The sequence below is a fragment of the Citrobacter sp. Res13-Sevr-PEB04-36 genome (assembly GCF_015672735.1).
Lineage (GTDB): Bacteria > Pseudomonadota > Gammaproteobacteria > Enterobacterales > Enterobacteriaceae > Citrobacter.
In genome coordinates this window covers 105,336-129,978 of record NZ_JADABY010000039.1, presented here as the reverse complement: position 1 = coordinate 129,978, position 24,643 = coordinate 105,336, and the positions used below count along the sequence as shown (strand labels likewise).

The 24,643-nt window shown below is 54.0% G+C and carries 24 protein-coding genes; 11 read left to right on the top strand and 13 right to left on the bottom strand.

Annotated elements, in window-relative coordinates; translation table 11 throughout:
• The first annotated feature begins 52 nt into the window (after positions 1 to 52).
• Positions 53 to 784, top strand: a complete 732-nt coding sequence (locus tag IMQ48_RS11615; protein WP_196209149.1) for a FadR/GntR family transcriptional regulator — start codon at positions 53 to 55, stop codon at positions 782 to 784.
• 94 nt (positions 785 to 878) lie between these two features.
• Complete coding sequence (locus IMQ48_RS11610; RefSeq protein WP_096757192.1) at positions 879 to 1,019, top strand: hypothetical protein; 141 nt, start codon at positions 879 to 881, stop codon at positions 1,017 to 1,019.
• 38 nt (positions 1,020 to 1,057) lie between these two features.
• Here the strand turns inward: IMQ48_RS11610 and IMQ48_RS11605 are convergent, their stop codons facing one another.
• Complete coding sequence (locus tag IMQ48_RS11605) at positions 1,058 to 1,951, bottom strand: LysR family transcriptional regulator (protein WP_196209148.1); 894 nt, start codon at positions 1,949 to 1,951, stop codon at positions 1,058 to 1,060.
• Positions 1,952 to 2,169: 218 nt separating this feature from the next.
• Between IMQ48_RS11605 and IMQ48_RS11600 the strand changes: the two genes are divergently transcribed.
• The 4 genes from IMQ48_RS11600 to IMQ48_RS11585 are packed head-to-tail and all read left to right on the top strand — an operon-like array spanning position 2,170 to position 5,275.
• Positions 2,170 to 3,003, top strand: a complete 834-nt coding sequence (locus IMQ48_RS11600; protein ID WP_196209147.1) for an ABC transporter substrate-binding protein — start codon at positions 2,170 to 2,172, stop codon at positions 3,001 to 3,003.
• A gap of 1 nt (position 3,004) precedes the next feature.
• Entirely contained in the window at positions 3,005 to 3,823 is an 819-nt protein-coding gene (locus tag IMQ48_RS11595; RefSeq protein ID WP_196209146.1) for an amino acid ABC transporter ATP-binding protein, read from the top strand.
• Positions 3,823 to 4,608, top strand: coding sequence for an amino acid ABC transporter permease (locus IMQ48_RS11590; RefSeq protein ID WP_196209145.1), 786 nt, complete (start codon positions 3,823 to 3,825; stop codon positions 4,606 to 4,608). Before IMQ48_RS11595 ends, IMQ48_RS11590 begins: the two co-directional genes overlap by 1 nt.
• Entirely contained in the window at positions 4,598 to 5,275 is a 678-nt protein-coding gene (locus IMQ48_RS11585; RefSeq protein WP_196209144.1) for an amino acid ABC transporter permease, read from the top strand. Before IMQ48_RS11590 ends, IMQ48_RS11585 begins: the two co-directional genes overlap by 11 nt.
• A gap of 9 nt (positions 5,276 to 5,284) precedes the next feature.
• On the opposite strand, the gene ydhT is transcribed toward IMQ48_RS11585, so the two are convergent.
• The 9 genes from ydhT to ttrS all read right to left on the bottom strand — a co-directional run bounded on the left by ydhT (position 5,285) and on the right by ttrS (position 14,431).
• Positions 5,285 to 6,097 carry a protein YdhT gene (gene ydhT / locus IMQ48_RS11580; RefSeq protein ID WP_196209143.1) on the bottom strand — a complete coding sequence of 271 codons (813 nt, stop codon included), beginning with the start codon at positions 6,095 to 6,097 and terminating at the stop codon, positions 5,285 to 5,287.
• A 3-nt stretch (positions 6,098 to 6,100) separates the two neighbouring features.
• Entirely contained in the window at positions 6,101 to 6,886 is a 786-nt protein-coding gene (gene phsC / locus IMQ48_RS11575; RefSeq protein ID WP_196209142.1) for a thiosulfate reductase cytochrome B subunit, read from the bottom strand.
• Positions 6,883 to 7,551 carry a 4Fe-4S dicluster domain-containing protein gene (locus IMQ48_RS11570; protein WP_196209185.1) on the bottom strand — a complete coding sequence of 223 codons (669 nt, stop codon included), beginning with the start codon at positions 7,549 to 7,551 and terminating at the stop codon, positions 6,883 to 6,885. The genes phsC and IMQ48_RS11570 overlap by 4 nt, the downstream gene beginning before the upstream one ends.
• 64 nt (positions 7,552 to 7,615) lie before the next feature.
• Positions 7,616 to 8,293 carry a YdhW family putative oxidoreductase system protein gene (locus tag IMQ48_RS11565; RefSeq protein ID WP_196209141.1) on the bottom strand — a complete coding sequence of 226 codons (678 nt, stop codon included), beginning with the start codon at positions 8,291 to 8,293 and terminating at the stop codon, positions 7,616 to 7,618.
• 10 nt (positions 8,294 to 8,303) lie between these two features.
• Positions 8,304 to 10,406 (bottom strand): aldehyde ferredoxin oxidoreductase, encoded by a 2,103-nt coding sequence (locus IMQ48_RS11560; RefSeq protein ID WP_196209184.1) that lies wholly within the window; start codon positions 10,404 to 10,406, stop codon positions 8,304 to 8,306.
• A 245-nt stretch (positions 10,407 to 10,651) separates the two neighbouring features.
• Positions 10,652 to 11,278, bottom strand: coding sequence for a ferredoxin-like protein (locus tag IMQ48_RS11555; RefSeq protein ID WP_096757202.1), 627 nt, complete (start codon positions 11,276 to 11,278; stop codon positions 10,652 to 10,654).
• A gap of 510 nt (positions 11,279 to 11,788) precedes the next feature.
• A complete protein-coding gene (gene fumD / locus IMQ48_RS11550) occupies positions 11,789 to 11,998 on the bottom strand; it encodes a fumarate hydratase FumD (protein ID WP_096757203.1) in 210 nt (69 codons plus the stop codon).
• Positions 11,999 to 12,090: 92 nt separating this feature from the next.
• Entirely contained in the window at positions 12,091 to 12,675 is a 585-nt protein-coding gene (ttrR, locus tag IMQ48_RS11545; protein ID WP_196209140.1) for a tetrathionate respiration response regulator TtrR, read from the bottom strand.
• The gene (ttrS, locus tag IMQ48_RS11540; protein ID WP_196209139.1) at positions 12,650 to 14,431 is read right to left on the bottom strand and encodes a tetrathionate respiration histidine kinase TtrS; all 1,782 of its coding nucleotides are present in this window, start codon (positions 14,429 to 14,431) and stop codon (positions 12,650 to 12,652) included. Before ttrS ends, ttrR begins: the two co-directional genes overlap by 26 nt.
• 179 nt (positions 14,432 to 14,610) lie before the next feature.
• On the opposite strand from ttrS, the gene ttrB reads away from it, so the two are divergent.
• From ttrB to ttrA, 3 genes are read left to right on the top strand one after another with little or no spacing between them, the layout of a single operon-like run.
• Positions 14,611 to 15,345 carry a tetrathionate reductase subunit TtrB gene (gene ttrB, locus IMQ48_RS11535; RefSeq protein ID WP_230326381.1) on the top strand — a complete coding sequence of 245 codons (735 nt, stop codon included), beginning with the start codon at positions 14,611 to 14,613 and terminating at the stop codon, positions 15,343 to 15,345.
• Positions 15,346 to 16,368: a tetrathionate reductase subunit TtrC gene (ttrC, locus tag IMQ48_RS11530; RefSeq protein WP_196209138.1), complete on the top strand. Its 1,023-nt coding sequence runs from the start codon at positions 15,346 to 15,348 to the stop codon at positions 16,366 to 16,368.
• Positions 16,361 to 19,432: a tetrathionate reductase subunit TtrA gene (ttrA, locus tag IMQ48_RS11525; protein WP_196209137.1), complete on the top strand. Its 3,072-nt coding sequence runs from the start codon at positions 16,361 to 16,363 to the stop codon at positions 19,430 to 19,432. The genes ttrC and ttrA overlap by 8 nt, the downstream gene beginning before the upstream one ends.
• Positions 19,433 to 19,519: 87 nt before the next feature.
• Here ttrA and IMQ48_RS11520 read toward each other — a convergent pair whose 3' ends face one another.
• The 3 genes from IMQ48_RS11520 to IMQ48_RS11510 are packed head-to-tail and all read right to left on the bottom strand — an operon-like array spanning position 19,520 to position 22,037.
• A complete protein-coding gene (locus tag IMQ48_RS11520; protein WP_096757208.1) occupies positions 19,520 to 20,332 on the bottom strand; it encodes a MetQ/NlpA family ABC transporter substrate-binding protein in 813 nt (270 codons plus the stop codon).
• 21 nt (positions 20,333 to 20,353) lie between these two features.
• The gene (locus tag IMQ48_RS11515; RefSeq protein WP_196209136.1) at positions 20,354 to 21,022 is read right to left on the bottom strand and encodes a methionine ABC transporter permease; all 669 of its coding nucleotides are present in this window, start codon (positions 21,020 to 21,022) and stop codon (positions 20,354 to 20,356) included.
• Positions 21,015 to 22,037 (bottom strand): methionine ABC transporter ATP-binding protein, encoded by a 1,023-nt coding sequence (locus tag IMQ48_RS11510; RefSeq protein ID WP_196209135.1) that lies wholly within the window; start codon positions 22,035 to 22,037, stop codon positions 21,015 to 21,017. The genes IMQ48_RS11515 and IMQ48_RS11510 overlap by 8 nt, the downstream gene beginning before the upstream one ends.
• A gap of 572 nt (positions 22,038 to 22,609) precedes the next feature.
• On the opposite strand from IMQ48_RS11510, the gene pykF reads away from it, so the two are divergent.
• Both pykF and lpp read left to right on the top strand, forming a co-directional pair.
• Complete coding sequence (gene pykF / locus IMQ48_RS11505) at positions 22,610 to 24,031, top strand: pyruvate kinase PykF (protein ID WP_196209134.1); 1,422 nt, start codon at positions 22,610 to 22,612, stop codon at positions 24,029 to 24,031.
• A 308-nt stretch (positions 24,032 to 24,339) separates the two neighbouring features.
• Positions 24,340 to 24,576 (top strand): murein lipoprotein Lpp, encoded by a 237-nt coding sequence (gene lpp, locus IMQ48_RS11500; protein ID WP_003029373.1) that lies wholly within the window; start codon positions 24,340 to 24,342, stop codon positions 24,574 to 24,576.
• Positions 24,577 to 24,643 lie beyond the last annotated feature (67 nt).

Here is a 24,643-nt window from a genome sequence, read left to right as displayed (position 1 = left end):
CCTACTGCTTTATAGTTACAATGCATGGACTCTCTTATCTTCAAGGCAAACTATGACGACGCCCCAGGCCACTATTTCCGAAACGATCACCCGCGATCTGGCAATGAAAATCATCTGCGGCACCCTGAGCGATGGGGAGATGCTCCCTGGTGAAAATGAACTTGCCGTACAGTATTCAGCCTCGCGAACCTCCGTGCGAAATGCGCTGCATGTCCTGTCAGCCAAAGGCTTGCTGTCAATTCAGGCAAAACGTCGCAGCACTGTAAATCCGCGCGAACTCTGGAGTTTTCTCGACACCGACGTGCTGGGCTGGATGGAAGAAGTGGGTATTGCGCCTGATGTCGCAGAACAGCTGGTGGTAACGCGTCTGATGTTTGAACCCAACGCCGCCGCGCTGGCCGCCGCCAACGCCTCTGCCCGCGATTTGGCCGCCATTGAGGAGGCCTGGACGCTGATGTCGCGTGGGCAACAGCAGGATAAGATTGCCCTGTTTGAAGAAGGCGATCTGGCCTTTCACACCGCGCTGTTAAAGTCCTGCCATAACCCATTTTTAATGTCGATTGGCAACGCGCTCTCGGCAGCTATGATGCTGTCGTTTAAACAAACACAGGAGGCATCGGTCAGGGAAACGGAGCATGCTGTAGAACAGCACCGCCTGCTGCTGGAAGCCATTCGCCTTCGTCAGGGAGTTACGGCGCGGGAGTGCATGCGGGATATCATCCTGAGCGCCGCCAACCGACATCTGTGGACCACGCTGCCGGAAAAATACACACATCTGATTTGACAGACGCCTCTAAATCGCAAGAATCGCTGCCATTCAGCAACATTTTTGCAATATAATAAGGGGATGTTAAACACTGAACCTGAACGGGTGACTGATGGAAATTGATCTCGATAATCTGGTCTTTGATGGACTGGATGAAGCGCAAGAGCGTAATGCGGAACGTCTGGAAGATGCAGACAAAAAAGCACAGGAAATGATTGCAGATAATGACTGCGGCGATGCCTGCAAAATCTAATCCCTGAACCGGCGTAATGCCGGTTTTTTTATCTCCAGTCAGCGCGTATAGCGCAATGCTTCAATCAGCTGTGCAAAGGCAGCGGTGTGTTGTTTGCGGCTGGGATAGTACAAATAATAACCTACAAAAGGCGCACACCAGTCTTCCAGCACTTTCTCCAGCGCCCCGTCCGCTACCGCCTGTTCGACGGTATCTTCCGGCACCAAAGCAAGCCCCATCCCGGCTATCGCGGCAGTAATGCGCGCAGGAAGCGTGTTAAAAATAAGCTGTCCCTCAACCCGCACACGCAGCTCCTGACCGTCTTTGGTAAATTCCCAGGCGTACAGACCGCCCAGTGTCGCCATGCGCATATTGATGCAGTTATGCTGCTGCAGGTCGTGCGGCGTTTGCGGTTTACCATGGCGGATAAAATAGTCCGGAGCCCCCACCACCACCATCCGCCAGTCCGGGCCAATCCTGACGGCAACCATGTCTTTTGCCACCTGTTCACCGAGACGAACGCCCGCATCAAAACGACCAGCCACAATATCTGTCAGGCTGTTATCGAGGGTCAGTTCCACATTAACATCAGGGTAAGTCTGCAAAAACGGTTGCAACGCGGGCCAGACGGTAGAGTGCAGCGCATGCTCCCCGAGCGTAAGGCGTATATTGCCCGCCACGCGCTGGCGAATATCAGTTAAGGCTAACAACTCAGCTTCAATATCATCAAAACGGGGACTAATATTGTTGATCAGCCGCTCCCCGGCGTCGGTAGGCGCAACGCTACGCGTGGTGCGGGTCAGCAGACGCACATCCAGCCGTTCTTCAAGTCCGCGAATCGCGTGGCTTAACGCCGATTGCGAAACCCCAAGTCTGGCCGCAGCCCGAGTGAAACTGCGTTCACGGGCGACGACAATAAGATAATAGAGATCGTTAAAATTATCGCGAAGCATGCCTGACCCCAATTCACCATCGGTTATGGGCTTATGGTACAGGTCCTGGAGGGAATACAGTAGCGCTTGCGAATAATTTGCATTGTATTTACCCGTTATTAACAGTTATTTCACTAATGTCATTTTGTATATAGATAAGAATTTTTTCTTATTTTGCGCCATCGAAAAGTTATGGGAGCGTGAATAGCACAAACCAATAACTACAGGGATTTCATATAATGATGGCAACGAAAATTCACAGCGCTAAAAAATCAATCCTGGCACTGAGCATACTGTCCGCGTCGGGCATAATGGCTTCGCAGGCTCAGGCCGATCAACTGGCTGATATCAAAGCTGCAGGCGTGGTGAAAATCGCAACGTTCGACGCTAACCCACCGTTTGGCTCTATTGATGCGAAAACGCATAAGATTGTCGGCTACGACGTTGATTTTGCTGAAGCGCTGGCAAAATCCCTCGGCGTAAAACTGGAGCTGGTGGCGACCAATCCGGCCAACCGCATTCCACTGTTACAATCCGGTAAGGCCGACTTAATCGTTGCTGACATTACGATTACACCGGAGCGGGCGCAGGTCATCGACTTCTCGGTGCCTTATTTTGTCACCGGACAGCAGTTCCTGGTGCCCGCCAAATCCCCGGACAAGCTTGATGATTACAGCAAGGCACGCATCGGCGCGGTGAAAGGCACTACCGGAGAACAGGCGCTGCACCAGCGCTTCCCACAGTCACGAGTACTAGCCTACGACGACATTCCGCTGGCGTTGACCGCGCTGCGTAATGGCAATGTTCAGGCCATCACCCAGGACAGTACTATTCTGGCAGGATTGTTAGGTGGTGCGCCGGATAAAGCGGACTTCAAAATTTTACCTGATCTGCTGAGCAAAGAAGAGATCGGCGTAGGGGTGAAAAAAGGCGAAACCGGGCTGTTAAACGCGGTAAACAACGAGCTGCTGAAGCTTGAGTCAACCGGTCAGGCGGCCAAAATCTACGATGTCTGGTTTGGGCCTGAAACCAAAAGCCCGCAGCCCCGCGCCTTTAAAATAGAAGCCAAGTAACATGCTCTCAGGTCTGTTTCCTCGCTCCGCAGCGCCAGCTGCGGATTTTACGCCGCTGCGTCAGGCGCGGGTCGAACTGCGCAATGTACATAAACAGTATGATGCGCACACGGTGTTAAATGACGTCAGCCTGACGGTGGAGCCCGGTGAAGTGGTCACCATACTGGGTCCTTCCGGCTCCGGGAAATCTACGCTTATTCGCCTGATCAATCAGCTTGAGTCACTCAGCGGGGGCGAAATTTTCATTGATGACCAACCAATCGGTCAATTGCGCGGCGCGGCCTTGCGTCAGTTACGCAGTCGCATTGGCTTTGTATTCCAGCAGTTCAATCTTTACGCACATCTGACGGCGCAGCAGAACATCTCGCTGGCGCTGGAATATGTTCACGGCTGGAATAAAACAGATGCGAAACGGCGTGCGCTTGAATTGCTGGAGCAAGTCGGACTGAGTGAGAAAGCCGAGGCCTACGCCGCGCAGCTTTCCGGCGGTCAACAACAGCGTGTTGCCATCGCCCGCGCCCTGTCCTCCTCTCCACAGATTGTCCTGTTTGATGAACCCACCTCCGCGTTGGATCCCGAAATGATTGGCGAAGTGCTGCAGGTGATGAAAAACCTCGCCCATAGCGGCATCACGATGATTGTCGTCACCCACGAAATGCATTTCGCCCGCGAGATTGCCGACCGGGTAGTTTTCATTGATGGCGGCGACATTCTCGAAGTGGCTCCACCCGAGGCATTCTTTACCCGCCCACAGCACCCGAGGACCCGGCGGTTCCTGAAAAAAGTGCTCGACCCGTTACATCAGGAGTCATCGTTATAATGCACGTAATGGACTGGCAGGGAGTGCTGAGCGGGCAACCCCTGCAATGGATAATGTCAGGTTTTCTGACCACGCTATGGGTGACGCTGGCGGGGATCGTACTCGCCACATTGCTGGCTATCTTACTGCTCGGCCTGCGCCTTTCGGGTAATCGCATCGCCGGTGGCATGGTCAGCGTGTGGGTTTCTGTTTTTCGCAACACGCCGTTACTGGTACAACTGATGTTCTGGTATTTCGCCGCATGGAACTTGCTTCCACGGGGGGTAATTACCTTCATCAATGCAGAACATTCGTGGTCCATTCTGCCAGGAGATGTCTGGTGGTTAACGCCGGAGTTTCTCTGCTCGGCCTGGGGACTGGGGATTTTTACGTCAGCTTTTTTGGTGGAGGAAATTGCCTCCGGTTTACAGGCGGTATCCAGCGGGCAGCAGGAAGCCGCCGTGGCGCAGGGGTTTTCTTCCTGGGCGGCCTTTCGGCATATTCTGTTGCCTCAGGGCCTGGCGAACGCCTGGCAGCCGATCGTCGGGCAGTATCTCAATTTGATGAAGCTCTCATCGCTTGCCAGCGGTATCGGCTTCGCCGAACTGACCTACCAGGTGCGGCAAATCGAGAGTTATAACGCCCACGCACTGGAAGCGTTTGCCGTCGGCACCGGGCTGTATCTGCTCACCGGAGTTGTGCTGGGAATGTTGCTTACGCGACTTGGACCACGGCCCGTATCGGCAAAGCAATCTGCGGTGAAAACCCACATCTTGAGCAACCGGAGTCCACAGCATGATCGCTAATATTTCGGTGATTACCGACAATCTGGACTATCTCCTGTGGGGACGCGCAGTCGAGGGGCAGCCGGGTGGCGTCCTGCTCACGTTACTGATGGCATTGGGTGCAGCAGTTCTGGCGCTGCCAGCAGGAATACTACTCGCCTGCTGTGCCTGGAGATTCCCGGGCATGGTGCGCACGGGGCTATTTATCTGGGCGGAGTTTATTCGCGGCATTCCGCTCATTTTTGTCATTTTCTGGATGTGGTACCTGTTACCTATGCTGACCGGCAGCGATCTGCCAGGGGCGGCGACCGTCACGTTTGCGCTGGCCTGGTTTACCGCCGCCTCGGTGATGCACTCTGTGTATTCGGGCTTAAACGCGCTGCCTGGTGGCCAGCATGAAGCTGCGGTGGTTCAGGGATTCCGTCCGTTTCAGGCGCTATGGCTGATTTTACTGCCACAGGTGCTGCGTAATATTCTGCCATCGCTGACGGGGATTTTTATTGGGTTACTAAAGGATACGTCGCTGGCGTTTATCGTCAACGTCCCTGAACTGACGACGGTTGCCGGGCAGGTGAACAGCCGCGTGCAGATTTACCCGGCTGCGATTTTTGTCTTTACCGGACTGGTCTACTACCTGCTGTGTTTTGGGCTGGAGAAAGCAGCCAGGCATCGGTTCGCGCTAAAATAACGCTACAGCTCAACAGGCCACAAACTGGTGGTCGTTGTTGAGTCGGTATTTCACACCGGCGAAGATATTATTCTCACCCTCGATGGCCACGGCAAACCGCATTCTCTCCCCGTCGTGATAGGCAAGTGCGGCACATCCACCGGGGCCGAGAATAATTGAATCGACCTCGCCGGTACTGGCAACGACCGCATTTTCACCGCTGGCAATAATGTGCACATTGTCAGCACAGTTAGCAATCTTTGACTCAGGGCCAAAGCTGGCAATCTGCGTGAGATCGCCGCTGCTGGCAATACGGCTGCGCTCGCCCAACGAGCTAATGCGCACACGCATGCCGGTACTGGCGATGCGCGTGCCGTTTCCCACGCTGCTGACGCGCGTGGAATTTCCCGCGACCGCGATTCTGCTGCGATTGCCGGAGCTGCCGACATGCGTATTGTACCCCACGCTGCCAATGCGGGCGCTGTACCCCGCGCTGGCAATCTGTGCGGCGTACCCGGCGCTGGCGATTTTGACGTTATCACCTGCACTGCCAAGGCTGTCGCTGTCCGTTGCACTCGCCAGCTGTCTGCCGTTGTCGTCTGCCGTTTCTGGACAGGCCAGGCGCGCCATGGCGCAAACATCCTGCTGCACAAAACCTGCTTCATCCAGCCATTTAGACCAGCCATATTCCACGAGGCTGCCCGCCCAGTCGCCTAAGCCCTCTCGCTCAAGCGCACGGTGAACATCCGCATAGCTGCCGCCGTCGGGAAACATACGTAGAAACCAACGATATATCACGGGCCCGACGCGCCAGGCCCGTAAATCACTACAAGTAATCATCATCGCTTAATGCCGGTGATAGCCATCCACCATGCACCTGAAGGTTTCGCCCGGTGTGCGTCCCGTGGTGCAGAGATAAAGATGTCCAAAAATGAAAAACAGACTCACTATCGCCAGCGCAAAGTGCGCCTGCAGCAACCAGTAACGCACGCCCGGGAACAGATCGCCCACCGCTTGCGGATACAGCGACAGCAAACCGGAAATCAGCAACAGCGGTAACAGTCCGTACATTACGCCGACATAGGCCGCCTGCTGTAACGGGTTGAACTTAGACCGCGTGGACGCCGGGAACGGGTGTGCCTCACCCTGCATAATGCCAAACAGATAAAACCGAGTCTGTCGTTGCGCTCGCCCAATCCAACCCTGGCGTTTAATCATATAGTGATGCCCATTGCCACCGAGCAGGTTGATCAGCACAAAGCCAATCCAGCACGCCAGCAGCAAGAAGCCGCAGATTTCGTGCACAGAATGCAGGCTTTTCATTACCGGGGCGCTGACGACAGAAAAGTGGTTGACCAGACCACTGACCAGCAATAGTAAAAACAGCAGCGCATTCGACCAGTGCCACAGGCGGACCGCCTTCGAGTACAGATAGACCTTCTCACCGTGCCCGGATGACGCTTTATTGGCAGAGCGAAAGCGCAGCATGGCGTGTAACGCCAGCACCAGCCACATCCCCACCAGCATTAACCCGGCAGCCACCAGCCAGACGGGCCAGTAGTCGGGCTTAAACAAGGGGACGTACTGCGCCAGTTGCGCGTGAAACTGTTCGGCATTCTGCGACGCGTTCATACATTATCCTTTTTAATCAAATGTTGACCGAACCGACGATACAGATGGGGTTTCCCGGCGCCTGCCAACTGATACTCGTAAAACTTGTTGTCGCGCAGCCAGGCCTGAACCTGCGGGCTGTCTTCACGTCCAAATATCAGCGCATGTTCCGGGCACGCATTCACGCATATAGGCGGGAAGCCTTTTGCCAGACGCGACTCGGCGCAGAAGTCGCATTTATCTGCCACTTTGGTTTGCGGATTAAGATAGCGAACCTGATAAGGACAGGCCCCTATGCAGTAGCTGCAGCCAATGCAACGCGCGGCGTCAACCCGCACAATTCCATTCTCATCGCGCCAGGAAGCACCGGTCGGACACACCTCAATACAGGGCGCATCGTCACAATGCTGGCAGGACTGACGGAAATAGTGATACAGGGTTTCGTTGTCGTTATCCGACACCGGAATATGGGCAATCGACAAACGGCTACCCTGGGCTGGAACATGGTTGGTTTTTCTGCACGCTCGGGCGCAAATATTACAGCCGTTGCACAATGACTCATCGTGGATCATGACATAACGAACCGCTTGCGTATTTTTGGTACTTGCTAACAGGGTTTGGCCCGGGCCGGTGAAAAAAATCACCGTCCCCATACCAATGACAAATTTTCGTCGGGTGAAGGACATCGGGTTATCCTCTAATGCTGTGACAGTGATCGTCCACACGTTCCATGACATTTACCTGATCAATTCAGGGGTTCTGGTACTGCTCAACCTCAAGCCATTCACACAGGCCGTACGCCTTGCCGTAGCGCATAAAGCGCTCGCTAAACAGATAAGGTTCCGCATTCGACGCTTCCACAACGCGTATATCTGCGTAATCCGGGTGCGTTTCCATGGCGGTCAGCGCCGCAGCTATCTGTTGAGGTGCAAAGTGATACGGCGACTGTCCGAGCATGGCGACCTTATACGGGCGAGGATACGTTCGGCAGTCAAAGCGCACCGCCTCGGCGATCGCCCGGCAGATATCGTTTTCCACCACCTGCACGCACATGTCGGCGTAATTGGCCGTCATGGTCTGCGTCGAGTAGAAATACACATCTTCCGCACCCTGCACGCAGGTAATATCCGCACTGCCCGCCTGCTCACGCATTGCGTCCAGCAGCGGCGTAAGGTCGGTTTCAGGCATTGAATAAGGTGGCTGCAAAAACACACCACGTGTCACCAACTGGCCCGACGCGGAGTGCTGGCGGATAAAATCCGCCATTATCGACTCCGCCGTCACCGGCTCTTCGACCTGCGGCGTGTTGCTGTGCTCTACGGCCGGGTGTAACGCCTGTAGCCACTGTCGTTTTTGGCTATCCACCTCATCAGGAAGCGCTATACACGCTTCCTCATTGGCGACCAGAACGTCGCTCACGTTAGTCATCTCGCGTTCCTTACGCCGGCAGCAGATTCTGCGCAGCCAGATCGGCTGCCACATCCTCAAGACCGAGGCGATTCAGGGTTTCACGCGTTGGGCAGCCGAGTTCCGGGTCCCAGCCCATTTCCTGATAGAACATCGTCAATGACTGGCGCATATCTTCCCGATCCATTTTGTCGGTCCCTTCGGTAAACACCGGGATCTTAGGATCTTTGTCGAAGACCCAGGAGCAGATAAGATCGTGTTCATTACGCATATCTTTGGTTTGCATCAGTTTCACCGTATAGGCACGATGCAACGTAAAAATACGCTCGGCGGCGAGATCCAGGCTTGCCTGCGTTGTTTCATCACCGGTTACCGCCTGGAAGAATTTCGCTTCCAGACTCAGATCCCCACGATAGTTTCGACTCTTCAGCGGCGACACCGTCATCGGCCAGACCCAGTTGCACAGCGTGACGGCGTTATGCAGACAGACCTTCAGCAGCGTCCATTTGGCATATTTAATTTTGGCGGCGTTGATTGGGGTGTAGTTTTTGGTTTCGTCGTAGGCATCCTGTGAGCCAAACAACTCACCCGCCACTTCACGCTGCAATTTCAACGGCAAACCAGAGCCGATGAAGTTGATGTGGGTGTGCGCCATGCAGTCACGGTTAAACATGCAGTTGGTGATCGCCCCCACCTGTGCCGAGGCTTCGTTGGCATGGTGAACAGGAAAACCAAACGGCGACCACAGTTTGTTTTTGGCATAGCCCCAGTACTCGTCGCCTAAATTCCAGCGTTCGGCAATGGCATATGACCCATCTGCAAGGTGGCTGAGTTCACCGACGCGATGCGCCAGGCGGTAGTAGAAATCTTTAATAAAATTAGGATCGCCCGCTTCCAGCTGATCCCAGCGGATCTCGGCATACTCCTCGGCCGGCAGCACGCGTTTAAAAACGCCTTTGGCGTAGCAGTAGGTGAAATCACGGTGCAATTGCCCGTAGTTACACCAGATACCGTAGTCGTCGAACAGGTTCAGGCCAACCAGATTCCCCACCACGCGGCCATCATCTTTCTCGTCAAAATCTTTCGGGCCGTTCGGGAAAATAGTGGTGTGCACGAAGTTCGCCACGCAGGTGTTACCGCCTGTACTCGGCACACCAAAATCTTTAACACGCGGGACGTTGAGCTGGGTCATACAGCGAATCGGGCACGAGTGACAGCCGCTCATTTTGACCGTGTATTTTTCTGCGGCCGGTCCGAGATCGAACACCGATTTGTAGGTACGAAAGCCGACGGTATTTTGGTTGCCTGGTGGGATTTCCCCCGTTTCAATCGGGCCGCCTTCTGCCGCGCCCCAAAACAGCCCTTTACGCGCCGTCCAGCGTGAGTTCGGGGATGAATATTCAGCCCACGCCTGTGGGGTGCTCGGTACCACATGGTTGTTGTTAGCACCGATAAGCTCGGTCATCATGTAGTCGTTCAGCCGCTTCATCTCTTTGCGATCGGCGATGTTGACCCCTTTTGTGCCTTCAACAGCAATGGCTTTCAGGTTCTTCGAGCCCATCACCGCACCGGTGCCAGCGCCGCCGCTGTGGTTGCGACTGTTGATCATGCAAGACAGTGGCACCAGATTTTCTCCCGCCTGACCAATGGCGGTAACGCAGGTTTCCGGGCTGGTAATGCGGCAAATTTCTTCGGTCGTAGCGCGTGTACCCTTGCCCCACAGGAAGTCGGCTTTTTCTATGCTGACCTTGTCGTCTTTGATATTGATCCAGACAGGCGATGCAGCCTTACCTTCAATCACAATCGCGTCATAGCCGGCAAATTTCATTTGCGCTGCAAAGAAGCCGCCCATATGGGCATCAACGACTAAATTACCTTTGGTAAAGGTCGATAATGAGGTGATATTGACGCGTGAACTGCAGGGTGCGCCCGAGCCAGTGAGGGGACCGGTGGCGAAAACCAGTTTATTCCCTTCATCAAAAGGTTTTGTGCCTGGCGGGACTTCGTCGTACATAATTTTATAACCAAAGCCCATCCCACCGACAAATTTTTTAAATTTACTGGAATCTTCCACGGTGATATTACCCGTGGTGAGATTGACCCGTAAAATATTACCTGTCCAACCGTTAGCCATCATTTTTTCCTTTGCTAGAAGGTTTAATAGATATACCCGTCATACTTCAAGCTGCATGTGCGTTAGCTACGTTCCTTCACCCCAGTCACGTAGTTATCTATGTTCCTTGGGGTTCACTTACTTGTTGCTTTCATACAACTCGAATTATTTTGGGTAATTACCCGTCATTTTGCTGGCCGCATTTCCGTGTAGAGCGGCAATATTTTTGGCAATTAATGACGCGTATCAGGCAAGCCTGCGATCCATCAAACGGTAATCTCTTTCCATTCGATAATTTTTAATGCCCCAGTCGGACAGGCATTGGCGCATTCCCCACACAACACACATTTTGAGGATTTTTTAGTTTCGGTATTTACAGTCGCCATCATCCAGGGACAGGCTGTGGTACACGCGCTACAGCCAATACAACGCTTGTGATCCACCGCAATACAACCGTCTTCCTGTTTCCAGGTAATTGCGCCAATTGGGCAGACAGCCATACATTGCGGATCTTTGCACTGACGGCAGGTGTCGGCGGTGTAGTTTAAATCGCCGTACAGTCCGCCACCGGAACCGACACCGTTGTCACCAAAGAAGAAATTGCGATGGATTTTGATACGGGAAAAGAAGGTGCCAACGGCGCCATCGTTATAATTCGTACAGGAAATTTCGCAGCGGTGACATCCTGTGCAGCGTGCACGTTGTGTCACCAGCACCCCTTTCGGCGTGTTAATCAGCCCGACAGTGCCGCTATCGACATCTTCCTGCTTACAGCCAAAAAGTGATAACAGTGCGGGGGCAATGGTTAACCCTGCCAGACCTTTTCCTGATATCCGCAGAAATTCAAGTCGCGTTAAACCACAATCTAAAAATGGACGATCAACCTGGTTCATTTATTTCGCATCCTCTTCGCAAACGCTGTAGCAGCAACACATCCAGTGCTCATGTTTATACGCGCCGGGCAGGCCAAATCGGGCCACTGATGTTGCCGACAACACGTGATATTTTTGCCCTAACCTGATCGCATCAATGACGGTGGCTAAACGGAGTGAATCTTTACCCTCAAGACAGGAATAACCCTTTAGGGTTAGGCGGATAAATAATGTGGTTATTCATAGCCTGTAACCTTGATCGTTATCAAGTAAAAACGGGAAGGAGAACAATTAATGCGGAGTGATATTTATTATCATTAAGGCAGATTGAAATAGTATTTCATCTGCATTACACATATTTGTGATTACACCTCCAAATATAAGCGTATACTTTAATCGCTATATAAAAAACAACACAGCGATAAATACTTTTTTCTGCACTTTTTATTTTCAATGATGAATTATATATATTGATAGAATACCGTGGCAGAATTACAGGGCGGTAGCCTTTCTCCACCGCCCTTTTCAGGATTAACCGGCTAACGCTTTAATCACCGTCTCCATGGCCTGTTTTTCTAACTCACTGCGTTGCACGCGCTGATTGGCGAGGGTGGTTCTCAGTACACCGGCAATGACGATATGCTTAGGCTCTTGTCCCAGATCGCGCATTTCCAGTACTACTTTACCAACAACTCTGCACATCTCGCGGTACAGTTCGTCATCTTTGGTCTGATTGCCCATATTTGCCTGCTCGTCATTAGCTCAAACCAACAGCATATATCAGTCTGGCTTATTAGACAAAAATCAATGAAAATCAAATAACTGTCATGAATCTACAGAACCTGCTGGAGTCGATTAACCAGCTCGGCCAGGCTCCCCGCCTGCATTTTTTCCATCACTCTTGCCCGGTGGACTTCAACGGTACGGACCGCAATATTCATTGCATCTGCGATTTCCCGGTTCATCAATCCTTGTGCCACCAGGCCGGCCAGTTGGCGTTCCTTTGGAGTGAGCTGTTGGTAGCAGGCGACAATATCATGACGCGTGCATGCCGTAATGGAAACCTGTAGAGCATGCTCCAACGCGGCCTGAAGCGGCCCGGCAGAAACCGGCTTTTGCAGAAAATCGACCGCTCCACGTTTCATTTGCGCGACCGCCATCGGCACATCGCCATGCCCGGTAAGAAAGACCACCGCCAGCGTGCTGTCGCGCCGTCGCATCTCGTCATGTACACCTTGTCCATCCAGTCCCGGCATACGCATATCCAGCAATACAACCCCTACCTGATGCAAATTGACTTCGCCCAGGAAGGTTTCCCCCTGGTGCCAGCACCGGACCTCGTACCCCAAACTTTCCAGTAAAAATGCGCAGGCCTGGGTGACGGCTACATCGTCATCCAGCAGATGAATGATCGCCACAATCGCCCCCTTTCTGTGTTGGCTTAAAATGTAATATTACCGCGACACCCGCCCGACCATCCGGAGCCTGCTGATTGTTGATGCGAATCTCGCCGCCGGCATAGCGCACCAGACGCTGGCAAATCACCAGCCCCAGCCCCATTCCTTCTTTGCGGGTAGTCATAAACGGTTGGAACGCCTGATAAAGCTGAGTTTCATCGATGCCTCCAGCGTTATCCTGTACCTGAATGCTGATCCCCTCGTCCTCATGTTGAGCGGTAAACCACACCGTGCTGGCCCCCGCCTGAGCGGCGTTAAGCACCAGATTCGCCAGTACTTGTTCCAGCAGAACGCTGGGCAGCGTCAGCGTTAAGTGTGTGCTGACCGTCGTTTGCAGCGTGACGTCAGGGAATTGCTGTGCCATACGCAATAATTGCCAGACGTGGTGGACAGCATCACGGATGTTGATCGCCTGCCAGTCATCCGTCATTACTGGATTGCCCTGGGCCTGGCTGACCCACAGACGCAGATTGCGCAACGTATCGCCCCCCCGCTGTGCCTGAGCATCTATCTGTTCAAGCGCAGGTAACAGCGGATGCTGTTGATCCTGACCGCGCAGGCGAATCAGGCAGCCTTGCGCGTAGTGACGGATAGCCGAGAGCGGCTGGTTAAGTTCATGGGCAAACCCGGACGTCATCTCACCGAGGACGCTCATCTGGCGCGCGGTTTCCAGGGCTTGCTCCTGCTTGCGCAACAGTACATTGTTACGCTCCAGCAGCCTGCCGCGACGACGGACCAACAGCATCACCCAGATATAGTTGAGTGTGAGCAACAGCAGAACCACCGCTGCGGCCCCCATGACCAGTTGATGCTGGATAAACCAGCTTTTGATATCCAGCCACAGTTGACGCTGCTGCGGGTGTTGTCGAACATCACGTAGTAACGTTTCTACCTCGCGGGTCGAGGCGGGAGCTCCCCAGCGAAAAGGCGCATCTTGTGGGGCATTAAACAGCACCCGGGTGACGCGATCGGCAAGTTCATCACTCACTGCGGGCAGTGCGGCGAAGGACCAGTCAGGATAAAGCGGCGTGCTGCTCAGGCAGGGAATCGACGTCGGATGGTTGAGCACCACCTTAAAATCGGCTTTATGGATCAGCCCTTCTTCATCCATTTTTTCCAGCAGACACACCGGAACAATCACCGCCTGAACGGCTTTCTCACGCAATAAATACACTAACGCATCGGCAGGAAAACCGGTGAACCTCAGGCGCAAATCGCGCTCCGGGCGCAATCCCGCATCGATAAGCGCTTTATAACCCAGCAAATAGCCGCCAAATGCCTGGGCATCGATCGCCCCAACCGTTTTGCCGATCAGATCGTGTGCCGACGCGATCTCTCCGTCACGCCTGACCAGGATCGCACTACCAATCACATTGCTGGTCGCTTTTCCGCCGCGGGTGGAGCGTAAGGATGCCAACCAGCGTAGCGCTGCGCGGTTGTTTAACTGCACAAACTGCGCCGGATTGGTCACCACAAACTGCACGGTTCCCCGGTTCACGGCATCTTGCATCTGGTGCAGGTCCAGCGGTTGAATATGAAACCGTTCACCGGCGATTTGCTGATTCAGCAGGGTTTCCAGCGGCTGCCAGTGATTACGTGTGGTGACCTCCCCACGCATGGCTAAGACGCCAATGTTCCATGTCAGCGCCCAGGCCGCTCCGCTCAGCATCCACAACGCTGCCAGCACCGTCAGGCAATGTACTACTTTACATCTCACGCCGTTATCCCTGTCATTTATGTTGTTTTAGATCAACAACAAGCCGGGTATGTGGTTAACCACAATAGAGTACCCCCCGCCACGATTTTTACACTGTAAATCATCAAGATTCTTTATTCATCACACGCAAACCAACGGCGTGACCAATGTTTCGTTGTTGCATTGTGACGGGAGAAAATATGGACAGCAGTAAACGGCAGTTTCTCCAGCAACTGGGCGTTCTGACCGCAGGCGCATCCCTGGTTCCCCTGGCTCAGGCCGAGTTTCCCTTCTCGCCAGAACGCCATGAGGGGTCGCGCCAGCATCGCTACGCTATGTTGATTGATCTGAGGCGGTGTATCGGCTGTCAGGCCTGTACCGTCAGTTGCGCCATTGAAAACCAGACGCCTCAGGGCGCGTTTCGTACCAACGTCAACCAGTATCAGGTACAGGTTGAGGGTCAGCAAAGCGTCACCAACGTGCTGCTGCCGCGCCTGTGTAACCATTGCGATAACCCACCTTGTGTGCCCGTTTGTCCCGTGCAGGCCACCTTTCAGCGCGAAGATGGCATTGTGGTGGTCGACAATACGCGCTGTGTGGGCTGCGCCTACTGCGTGCAGGCCTGTCCGTACGATGCACGGTTTATTAACCATGAAACGCAGACCGCCGACAAATGCACATTTTGCGTGCACCGCCTGGAAGCCGGGCTGCTCCCGGCCTGCGTGGAGTCCTGTGTGGGCGGCGCGCGCATCATTGGCGACATCAACGATCCGCACAGCCGGATTTCACGCATGCTGCACGAACACCATGACACCATCAAAGTCCTGAAACCGGAAAGCGGCACCTCGCCTCACGTGTTCTATCTGGGGCTAGATGACGCCTTCATCACCCCGTTGATGGGACGTGCTCAACCCGCTCTGTGGCAGGAGGTTTAAATGACCCATTCACTGATTATCGAAGAGGTGCTGGCCCATCCGCAGGAGATAAGCTGGTTGCCCTGGGCGGTACAGTATTTCTTTTTCATCGGCATTGCCGCCTGCGCGGCGCTGTTCGCCTGCGTGCTCCACTGGCGTAAAAAAGCGCAGCCGCAGCTAGAAAACCTGACGCTGCTGATCGCCCTGACCTGTGCCATCACCGCCCCGCTGGCGCTGACCGCGGATCTGCATCAGACCGCGCGCGTCTGGCATTTTTACGCCTGGCCGACACCGTGGTCATGGATGCCGTGGGGAGCACTGTTTTTACCGTTGTTCACCGGGTTTCTCGGGCTGTGGTTCCTGGCGCAGCAGGTTAAACGGTTTACGCGTAAAAGTTACAGCGTCACTAAATGGTTAGCCGTCGGCAGCGCACTCTCAGCCATTGGATTATTGGTGTATACCGGCCGCGAAGTCTCCGTCGTGCAGGCGCGTCCCATCTGGTTCAGCTATGCCTTCCCGCTGGCGATGTTCCTCAGCGCGCTGCAAACCTTCTTCGCCTTGCTTATCGCCAGCGTAAACCGTGACAGCACACTGCCGCGCAAGCTGGCATGGGGGCAGATTGTCACGTTGATCGTCCTGGCCATTGTGATGGCGTGGTGGGTGAGCGGCGATACGCTTTCCGGCTCAGCTATCCGCCAGTGGCTGGATGTCGCCGCGTCTGCACGACACTACGCCATCGGCTGGGTAGTGCTGTGGGCTGCCTCACTGGCTCTTTGCGGGTGGGTATTACGTCGCCCATCGCCATTACCGCTGCGCATTACGCTGGCCTTCAGCGCCATGGCGCTGTGCTGGCTGATGCGCTGGACGATACTGATTCAGGTGCAGACTATCCCCAAATATAACGCGCAATTTAATCCTTATACTCTGCCCGGCGGCACGGATGGCTGGCTGGCCATCGTGGGCACCTTTGGCCTGTGGATTGCGCTACTCATTATTGTTCATGAAAGCCTGAACGCGATCGCAAGGAGAATGCAACATGGCTAATTTAACCCGTCGTCAGTGGCTTAAAGTCGGTCTCGCCGTTGGCGGGATGGTGACCTTTGGCCTGAGTTATCGGGATGTGGCAAAGCGCGCGATTGACGGTTTGCTGGATGGCACCTCGGGGAAAATCACCCGCGATCGCATCTTCGGCAATGCGCTTCCCCCCGAAGCCAACGCCCAGCCGCGCTGGCAGCAAGATCCGCAGCAGGTGATCGCCATGACCCAGTGCTTCGGCTGCTGGACCCAGTGCGGTGTGCGGGTCCGCGTCGACAGCAACGCGGGGAAAGTTCTGCGCATTGCGGGCAACCCCTACCACCCGCTGTCGCATGAACATCACCTTGATTCGTCGGTTCCGTTTGCCACGGCAATGGAACAACTGGCGGGCGAAAGCGGTCTTGATGCGCGTTCCACCGCCTGCGCCCGGGGCGCAACCCTGCTCGAAGGCCTGTACAGCCCGCTGCGAATTCTGGAGCCGATGAAGCGCGTCGGTAAACGTGGCGAAGGTAAATGGCAGCGCATCAGCTTTGAACAGCTCATCAAAGAGGTGGTGGAAGGCGGCGACCTGTTTGGCGAAGGTCACGTTGACGGCCTGCGGGCCATCCACGACCCCATAACCCCGTTAGATGCTAAGCACCCCGGCTTTGGCCCGAAATCCAATCAACTGCTGGTCACCAATACCAGCGACGAGGGACGAGATACGTTTATCCGCCGTTTCGCACTGAACAGTTTTGGAAGTAAAAACTTCGGCGCGCACGGTGCGTATTGTGGGCTAGCGTATCGGGCCGGTTCCGGCGCGTTAATGGGCGATCTGGATAAAAACACCCACGTCAAACCGGACTGGGATAACGTCGAGTTCGCGTTATTTATGGGCACCTCCCCGGCGCAGTCCGGCAACCCATTTAAGCGCCAGGCTCGCCAACTCGCCAGCGCCCGCTTACGCAATGATTTCGAGTATGTCGTTGTCGCACCCGCCCTGCCATTAACCACGGTACTGGCTGACGATCGCGGTCACTGGCAGCCCGTAAATCCGGGGAGCGACTCGGCTCTGGCAATGGGAATGATCCGCTGGATAATCGAAAAGCAGCGTTACAACGCCGATTACCTCGCCATCCCTGGCGTCCAGGCCATGCAACAGGTTGGAGAAAAAAGCTGGACCAACGCCACGCATCTGGTGATTACCGATGAGATCCCAACGCTTGCCGGACAGCATCTCACGCTTGCCCACCTGAACACCGACGCGCCTGGCGAACCGCTGGTCGTTAACGAGGCCGGTGACATGGTCGCAGCCAGCAGCTGTCAACGCGCACAGCTGTTCGTAACCCGCGAAGTGACGCTGGCCGACGGACAGACCGTGACGGTGAAAAGCGGATTCCAGCGACTGAAAGAGTCCGCCGAAAAGTTGTCACTGGCGCAATACAGCCAGCAGTGCGGCGTGTCGGAAGAAAAAATAGGCGCGCTGGCGGACGCCTTTACCCGTCACGGACGTAAAGCAGCGGTGATCACCCACGGCGGGATGATGGCAGGCAACGGATTTTACAACGCCTGGGCGGTGATGATGCTGAATGCGCTGATTGGCAACCTCAGCCTCGAGGGCGGTGTCTTTGTGGGCGGCGGTAAGTTCAACGGTGCCACCGACGGACCGCGCTACAATATGGACAGTTTCGCCGGAAAGGTGAAGCCGAAAGGCCTGAGCATCGCGCGCAGTAAAACCGCCTATGAATCCTCGGAAGAGTACCGTAATAAAGTGGCTGCCGGACAATCGCCCTTCCCGGCGAAAGCCCCATGGTATCCGTTTGTCGCCGGGCAGTTGACCGAATTACTCGTCTCGGCGCTCGAAGGCTACCCGTATCCGCTAAAAGCCTGGATCTCCAACATGACCAACCCGTTTTACGGCATTGCGGGGCTGCGTGGCGTAGCGGAAGAAAAGCTCAAAGATCCGGCTCGTCTGCCGCTATTTATTGCCATTGATGCTTTTATGAACGAAACCACCGCGCTGGCGGATTATATTGTTCCGGATACCCACAACTTCGAAAGCTGGGGATTTAGCGCCCCGTGGGCAGGCGTGGCCAGCAAAGCCTCCACCGCCCGCTGGCCGATTGTTGCGCCCGCCACCAGCAAAACCGCCGACGGCCAACCGGCATCCATGGAGTCATTTTGCATCGCGGTGGCAAAACGCATCGGGCTGCCGGGCTTTGGCGATAATGCCATTACCGATCCACAGGGCAATCACTATCCGCTGAACCGCGCGGAAGATTACTACCTGCGACTGGCCGCCAACATTGCGTTTATGGGCAAATCGCCGGTCGCCGAAGCCGCACCGGAAGATATCTCGCTGACCGGAGTGACGCGGATCCTACCGGTCATCACCGACACGCTAAAAGCCGACGAAGTTCGTCGCGTGGCGTTTGTCTATTCGCGCGGTGGTCGTTTTGCGCCAGATAAGAGTGGCCGCACCGATAACCGTGTCGGTAATGCGTGGGAGAAACCTCTGCAAATCTGGAACGCGGATGTCGCCGCGCACCGCCATGCGATCACCGGCGAGCGCTACAGCGGCTGTCCGGCCTGGTATCCTTCCCGCCTCTCCGACGGGCGTTCGGTGGACGAATTGTTTCCGCAGCAGGAATGGCCACTGAAGATGATCTCCTTTAAGTCCAATACCATGTCCAGCGCCTCGGCGGTGATCCCACGTCTGCACCATCTCAAACCGGTGAATCTGGTGGCGCTCAACCCGCAGGACGGCGCGCGTTATGGTGTGTCGCATGGCGATACGGTACGCATCATCACGCCAGGTGGACACGCGCAAGCGCAGGTCAGCCTGCTCAACGGCGTTATGCCGGGCGTTATCGCAATTGAACATGGTTACGGACATAAAGAAATGGGGGCGGCACAGCATACGCTTGACGGAGAGCCGATGGCGTTTGATGAAAAGATTAAATCGGGGATTAATATTAACGATTTGGGTTTTGCCGACCCTACGCGTCAGGTGGCCAATACTTGGCTGGACTGGGTCTCAGGAGCTTCTGTGCGCCAAGGGCTACCGGCGAGAATCGAGCGAGTGCAACTCTAGCGCCGAATGGCAACGCTACTGCGTTTTACCCGGCCTACAGACGTTGTAGGCCGGGTAAGGCGAAGCCGCTTCCCGGCAGAAAGTGGATCAGTTATTTACCGGGATCACCGCGCCTTTATATTTGGTGCGGATCCAGTCCTGAATTTCTTTTGAGTGCAGTGCGTCAACCAGCGCCACAATATCCTTTTTCTTCTCATCGCCGCGATGCACGGTAATGATGTTGGCGTACGGGTTGTTTTCACCGCTTTCGACGGCAATCGGATCTTTCACCGGATCCAGCCCGGCATCGATGGCGTAGTTGGCGTTGATCACCACCGCATCGCCTTCATCGTTGTTATACATCTGCGGCAACAGTGCCGCTTCAACGTTAGGCAGGAACTTCAGCTTTTTCGGGTTCTCAACGATGTCACTGATGCGCGCGGTGACTTTATCAACGCCTGGCTTGAGCTTAATCACGCCCTCTTTTTCGAAAATCGACAGAATACGCCCTTCTTCGGACACCGCGTCACGCATGATGATCTTTCCACCCTCCGGCAAATCTTTCAGCGACTTCACCTTTTTCGAATAGATACCAATCGGCTCAATGTGAATTGCCCCGGCGCTGACGAAATCATAGGTCTTATCACCCGCATGATCCTTCAGTACGCTGTTCAGGTACGGAATATGCTGGAAGTAGTTGGCGTCAATCTCACGACCCGCCAGTGCGGTGTTTGGCAGAATGTAGTCCTGGAACGGTTTAATCTCCAGCTCGATCCCCTGCTTTGCCAGGATCGGTTTCGCCTGTTCGAGGATCTCAGCGTGCGGCACGTTGGACGCGCCCACGGTCAGCGTGTCTGCCCACGACGCAAAGCTCAGGGCGCTTAAGGTGGCGGCGGCGAGTAATGTCAGTGATTTTTTCATGATAATGGTTTCCGTATTTTATTAGCGTTTATCTAACAGAGAGGTGATCACATCGCCGCAAAACTGGATGATGAAGACAATAACCAGAATGGTCACCGTCGCCACCAGCGTAACGTCGCTGTGGTTGCGCTGGAATCCTTCCAGATAAGCCAAATTCCCTAAACCACCGGCACCAATCACGCCAGCCATTGCGCTGTAGCTAACCAGGGCAATCAGCGTCACGGTGATACCGGACACCAGAGCGGGTGATGATTCCGGCAGTAAAACCCGAAAAATAAGCGTACTCAGACGTGCCCCCATGGAGCGGCTCGCTTCAATAACGCCTTTATCTACTTCACGCAGGGCAATTTCGACCAGACGGGCATAGAACGGCGCGGCGCCCACGATCAGCGCGGGCAGCGCAGCATTTGCACCGAGAATGGTGCCGACCAGCGTTTTGGTAAACGGGATCAGCAACACGATCAAAATGATGAACGGGATTGAGCGGAAAATATTCACAATCAGCGAGATAGCGCTGTACAGCGTACGATTATGAAACAGGCCACCACGCGCGGTCAGAAATAGCGCCAGTCCGAGCGCAATACCCAGTACAAAGGTCGCCACACCGGAAAGCGCGGTCATGTAGAGCGTTTCCTGAGTTGCCGCGAACAGTTGGTCCCATTTCAGATGGGGAAACAGGGAATCAGCCATGTTGGATAACCTCGCCGTCAACGTCGCTGTGGCGCAGATCGGCCAGAATATTGTTGAGTTGTTCTTCCGTGGCCACCACGTGTACCCATAGTTGACCAAACGCGCCATGGGCGGTTTGCGTCATCTTGCCGTGCAGAATGTTAAACGGCAGGCCGTAGCGCAGGGTCAGCTCCCCGACCACCGGCCGATGGGTACGCTGTCCGGTAAACGTTAACTTAATCACCGAGCCACCCAGTTCGCTGGCCAGCTGCGGATTAAACTCATCTTCCTCGGCATATTGACTTACCTGGCGGACAAACTGACGAGTGATCGGTTGCTGCGGGTGGGTAAAGACACTGAGCACATCGCCCTCTTCAACTACTTTGCCGTTTTCCATTACCGCCACACGATCGCAAATTTTGCGCACCACGTGCATCTCATGGGTGATCAGCACAATGGTTAATTTGAAACGACGGTTAATATCGAGCAGCAAATCCAGGATCTGATCGGTGGTTTGCGGATCCAGCGCGGAGGTCGCTTCGTCGCACAACAGCACGTCCGGGTTGTTGGCCAGCGCGCGGGCAATCCCGACACGCTGTTTTTGCCCGCCGCTAAGCTGCGACGGGTAGGCGTTTTCACGACCATCCAGCCCGACCAACGCAATAAGTTCGGCCACCCGCGCATTAATTTTTGCTTTTGGCGCACCGGCGATTTGCATTGAAAATGCAATGTTTTCGCTGACGGTTCGCGACCACAGCAGGTTAAAGTGCTGAAACACCATGCTGATTTTCAGCCGTGCCTGGCGCAACGACTCCCCGCTCGCCGCAGAAATATTGTGACCATTGATGGTTACGCTGCCGGAAGTTGGCTGTTCAAGGCCGTTAAGCAGGCGAATCAAGGTGCTCTTACCGGCACCGCTGTAGCCAATAATTCCGTAAATCTGCCCCTGTTCAACCGTCAGGTTGACGTCATCGACAGCGGTAATAGCAAGCCTGCCTGGCGTAAATACTTTCGAAATATTTTTCAGGACAATCATGTCGTTTGGGTATCCGCTGCTGCATATTGTTATCCTGCTAAGGCTTTTAGCTGTTTAGCAGTATGGATGTCCAAATGAGTGTAATCAGGGAAATAAGCTTTTGATATGAATTAAAAAGCATTTGATATAACTTTATGGAATAACTGTTTTTGTCATTCCCTTCGACGGGATCAAGAATGCAGAGAGATACGTGTTGTTGCGCAACAGACCACCGCTGCGGACAACCTCTTTATCCATAGCAATGAACAAATTCGTGAATATTTTATTGTGAAACTGCACAGAACACTTTTGAAACGCTGTTTCCATTTTCCTTTTGGATAATTTTCAGCGTATAATGCGCGTCAATTGTCTCTTGAATGGTTTCAGCACATTGACCTGTAAAACTCAACGACTACAAAACTCTCCTACCCGTTGGGCTGAAACGCAAGCACACATTCCTCTGCACGCTCTTTCGATGTCACCTATCCTTAGAACGAGGCATCACAACTTTCGTAACTCAGGTTTAGCTTCCCATCCGTGCGCGACGGAAGCCAGATTTCCATATCCTTCTCAACTTAAAGACTAAGACTGTCATGAAAAAGACGAAAATTGTTTGCACCATCGGTCCGAAAACCGAATCCGAAGAGATGTTAACCAAAATGCTGGACGCGGGCATGAACGTCATGCGTCTGAACTTCTCCCACGGCGATTACGCAGAACATGGTCAGCGCATTAAGAACTTGCGCAACGTGATGAGCAAGACTGGCAAGAAAGCTGCCATCCTGCTGGACACCAAAGGTCCGGAAATCCGTACCATTAAACTGGAAGGCGGTAACGACGTTTCGCTGAAAGCGGGCCAGACTTTCACGTTTACCACCGACAAATCAGTTGTCGGTAACAACGAGATCGTTGCAGTTACCTATGAAGGCTTCACCAATGACCTTTCCGTCGGCAACACTGTGCTGGTTGACGATGGTCTGATCGGCATGGAAGTTACCGCAATCGAAGGTAACAAAGTTATCTGTAAAGTGCTGAACAACGGCGACCTGGGCGAAAACAAAGGCGTTAACCTGCCGGGTGTTTCTATCGCGCTGCCAGCACTGGCTGAAAAAGACAAGCAGGACCTGATCTTTGGTTGCGAGCAAGGCGTTGACTTCGTTGCGGCGTCCTTTATCCGTAAACGTTCTGACGTCGTTGAAATTCGTGAGCACCTGAAAGCACACGGCGGCGAAAACATTCAGATCATCTCCAAAATCGAAAACCAGGAAGGCCTGAACAACTTCGACGAGATCCTCGAAGCGTCCGACGGCATCATGGTTGCGCGTGGCGATCTGGGCGTAGAAATCCCGGTTGAAGAAGTTATCTTCGCGCAGAAGATGATGATCGAAAAATGCGTGCGCGCACGTAAAGTGGTTATCACCGCGACCCAGATGCTGGACTCCATGATCAAAAACCCACGTCCGACCCGTGCTGAAGCCGGTGACGTGGCAAACGCCATCCTCGACGGTACCGATGCGGTCATGCTGTCTGGTGAATCCGCTAAAGGTAAATACCCGCTGGAAGCCGTTTCAATCATGGCAACCATCTGCGAACGTACCGACCGCGTGATGACCAGCCGCCTGGACAACAGCCATGACAACCGCAAACTGCGTATCACCGAAGCCGTTTGCCGTGGTGCAGTAGAAACCGCTGAAAAACTGGAAGCTCCGCTGATCGTCGTGGCTACCCAGGGTGGTAAATCGGCTAAAGCTGTACGTAAATACTTCCCGAACGCGACCATTCTGGCGCTGACCACCAACGAAGTTACTGCTCGCCAGCTGGTTCTCAGCAAAGGCGTGGTGCCGCACCTGGTGAAAGAAATCGCCTCTACTGATGATTTCTACCGTCTGGGTAAAGAAGTTGCGCTGCAGTTGGTTGAACGCGGCCTGGCACAGAAAGGCGACGTTGTGGTGATGGTTTCCGGTGCGCTGGTACCGAGCGGCACCACCAACACCGCATCTGTTCACGTGCTGTAATAATTCCATCGGGAATTAATTTGCCTAAAAAGCGCCCTTGCGGCGCTTTTTTTATTTTTGTGATAGCCACTATTAATAAAAAATCAAATCGGATTTCACTATCTAATTAGAGATTATCTAAGATGAATCCGATGGAAGCTTTCTGTTTTCACTCGGGTTTTTAGCCGTTTTTGCACAATTCGATGCTTCTTTGAGCGAACGATCAAAAATAAGTGCATTCGCATCAAAAAAATATTCTCAACCTAAAAAGCTTTGTGTAATACTTGTAACGCTACATGGAGATTAACTCAATCTAGAGGGTATTAATAATGAATCGTACTAAACTGGTACTGGGCGCGGTAATCCTGGGTTCTACTCTGCTGGCAGGTTGCTCCAGCAATGCTAAAATCGATCAGCTGTCTTCTGACGTTCAGACTCTGAACGCTAAAGTTGACCAGCTGAGCAACGACGTGAACGCAATGCGTTCCGACGTTCAGGCTGCTAAAGATGACGCAGCACGCGCTAACCAGCGTCTGGATAACGCAGCTACTAAATACCGTAAGTAATAGTATCTGTGTAATAGAAATGGCGCACATTGTGCGCCATTTTTTTTGCCCTTCATTTCCCCTTCCC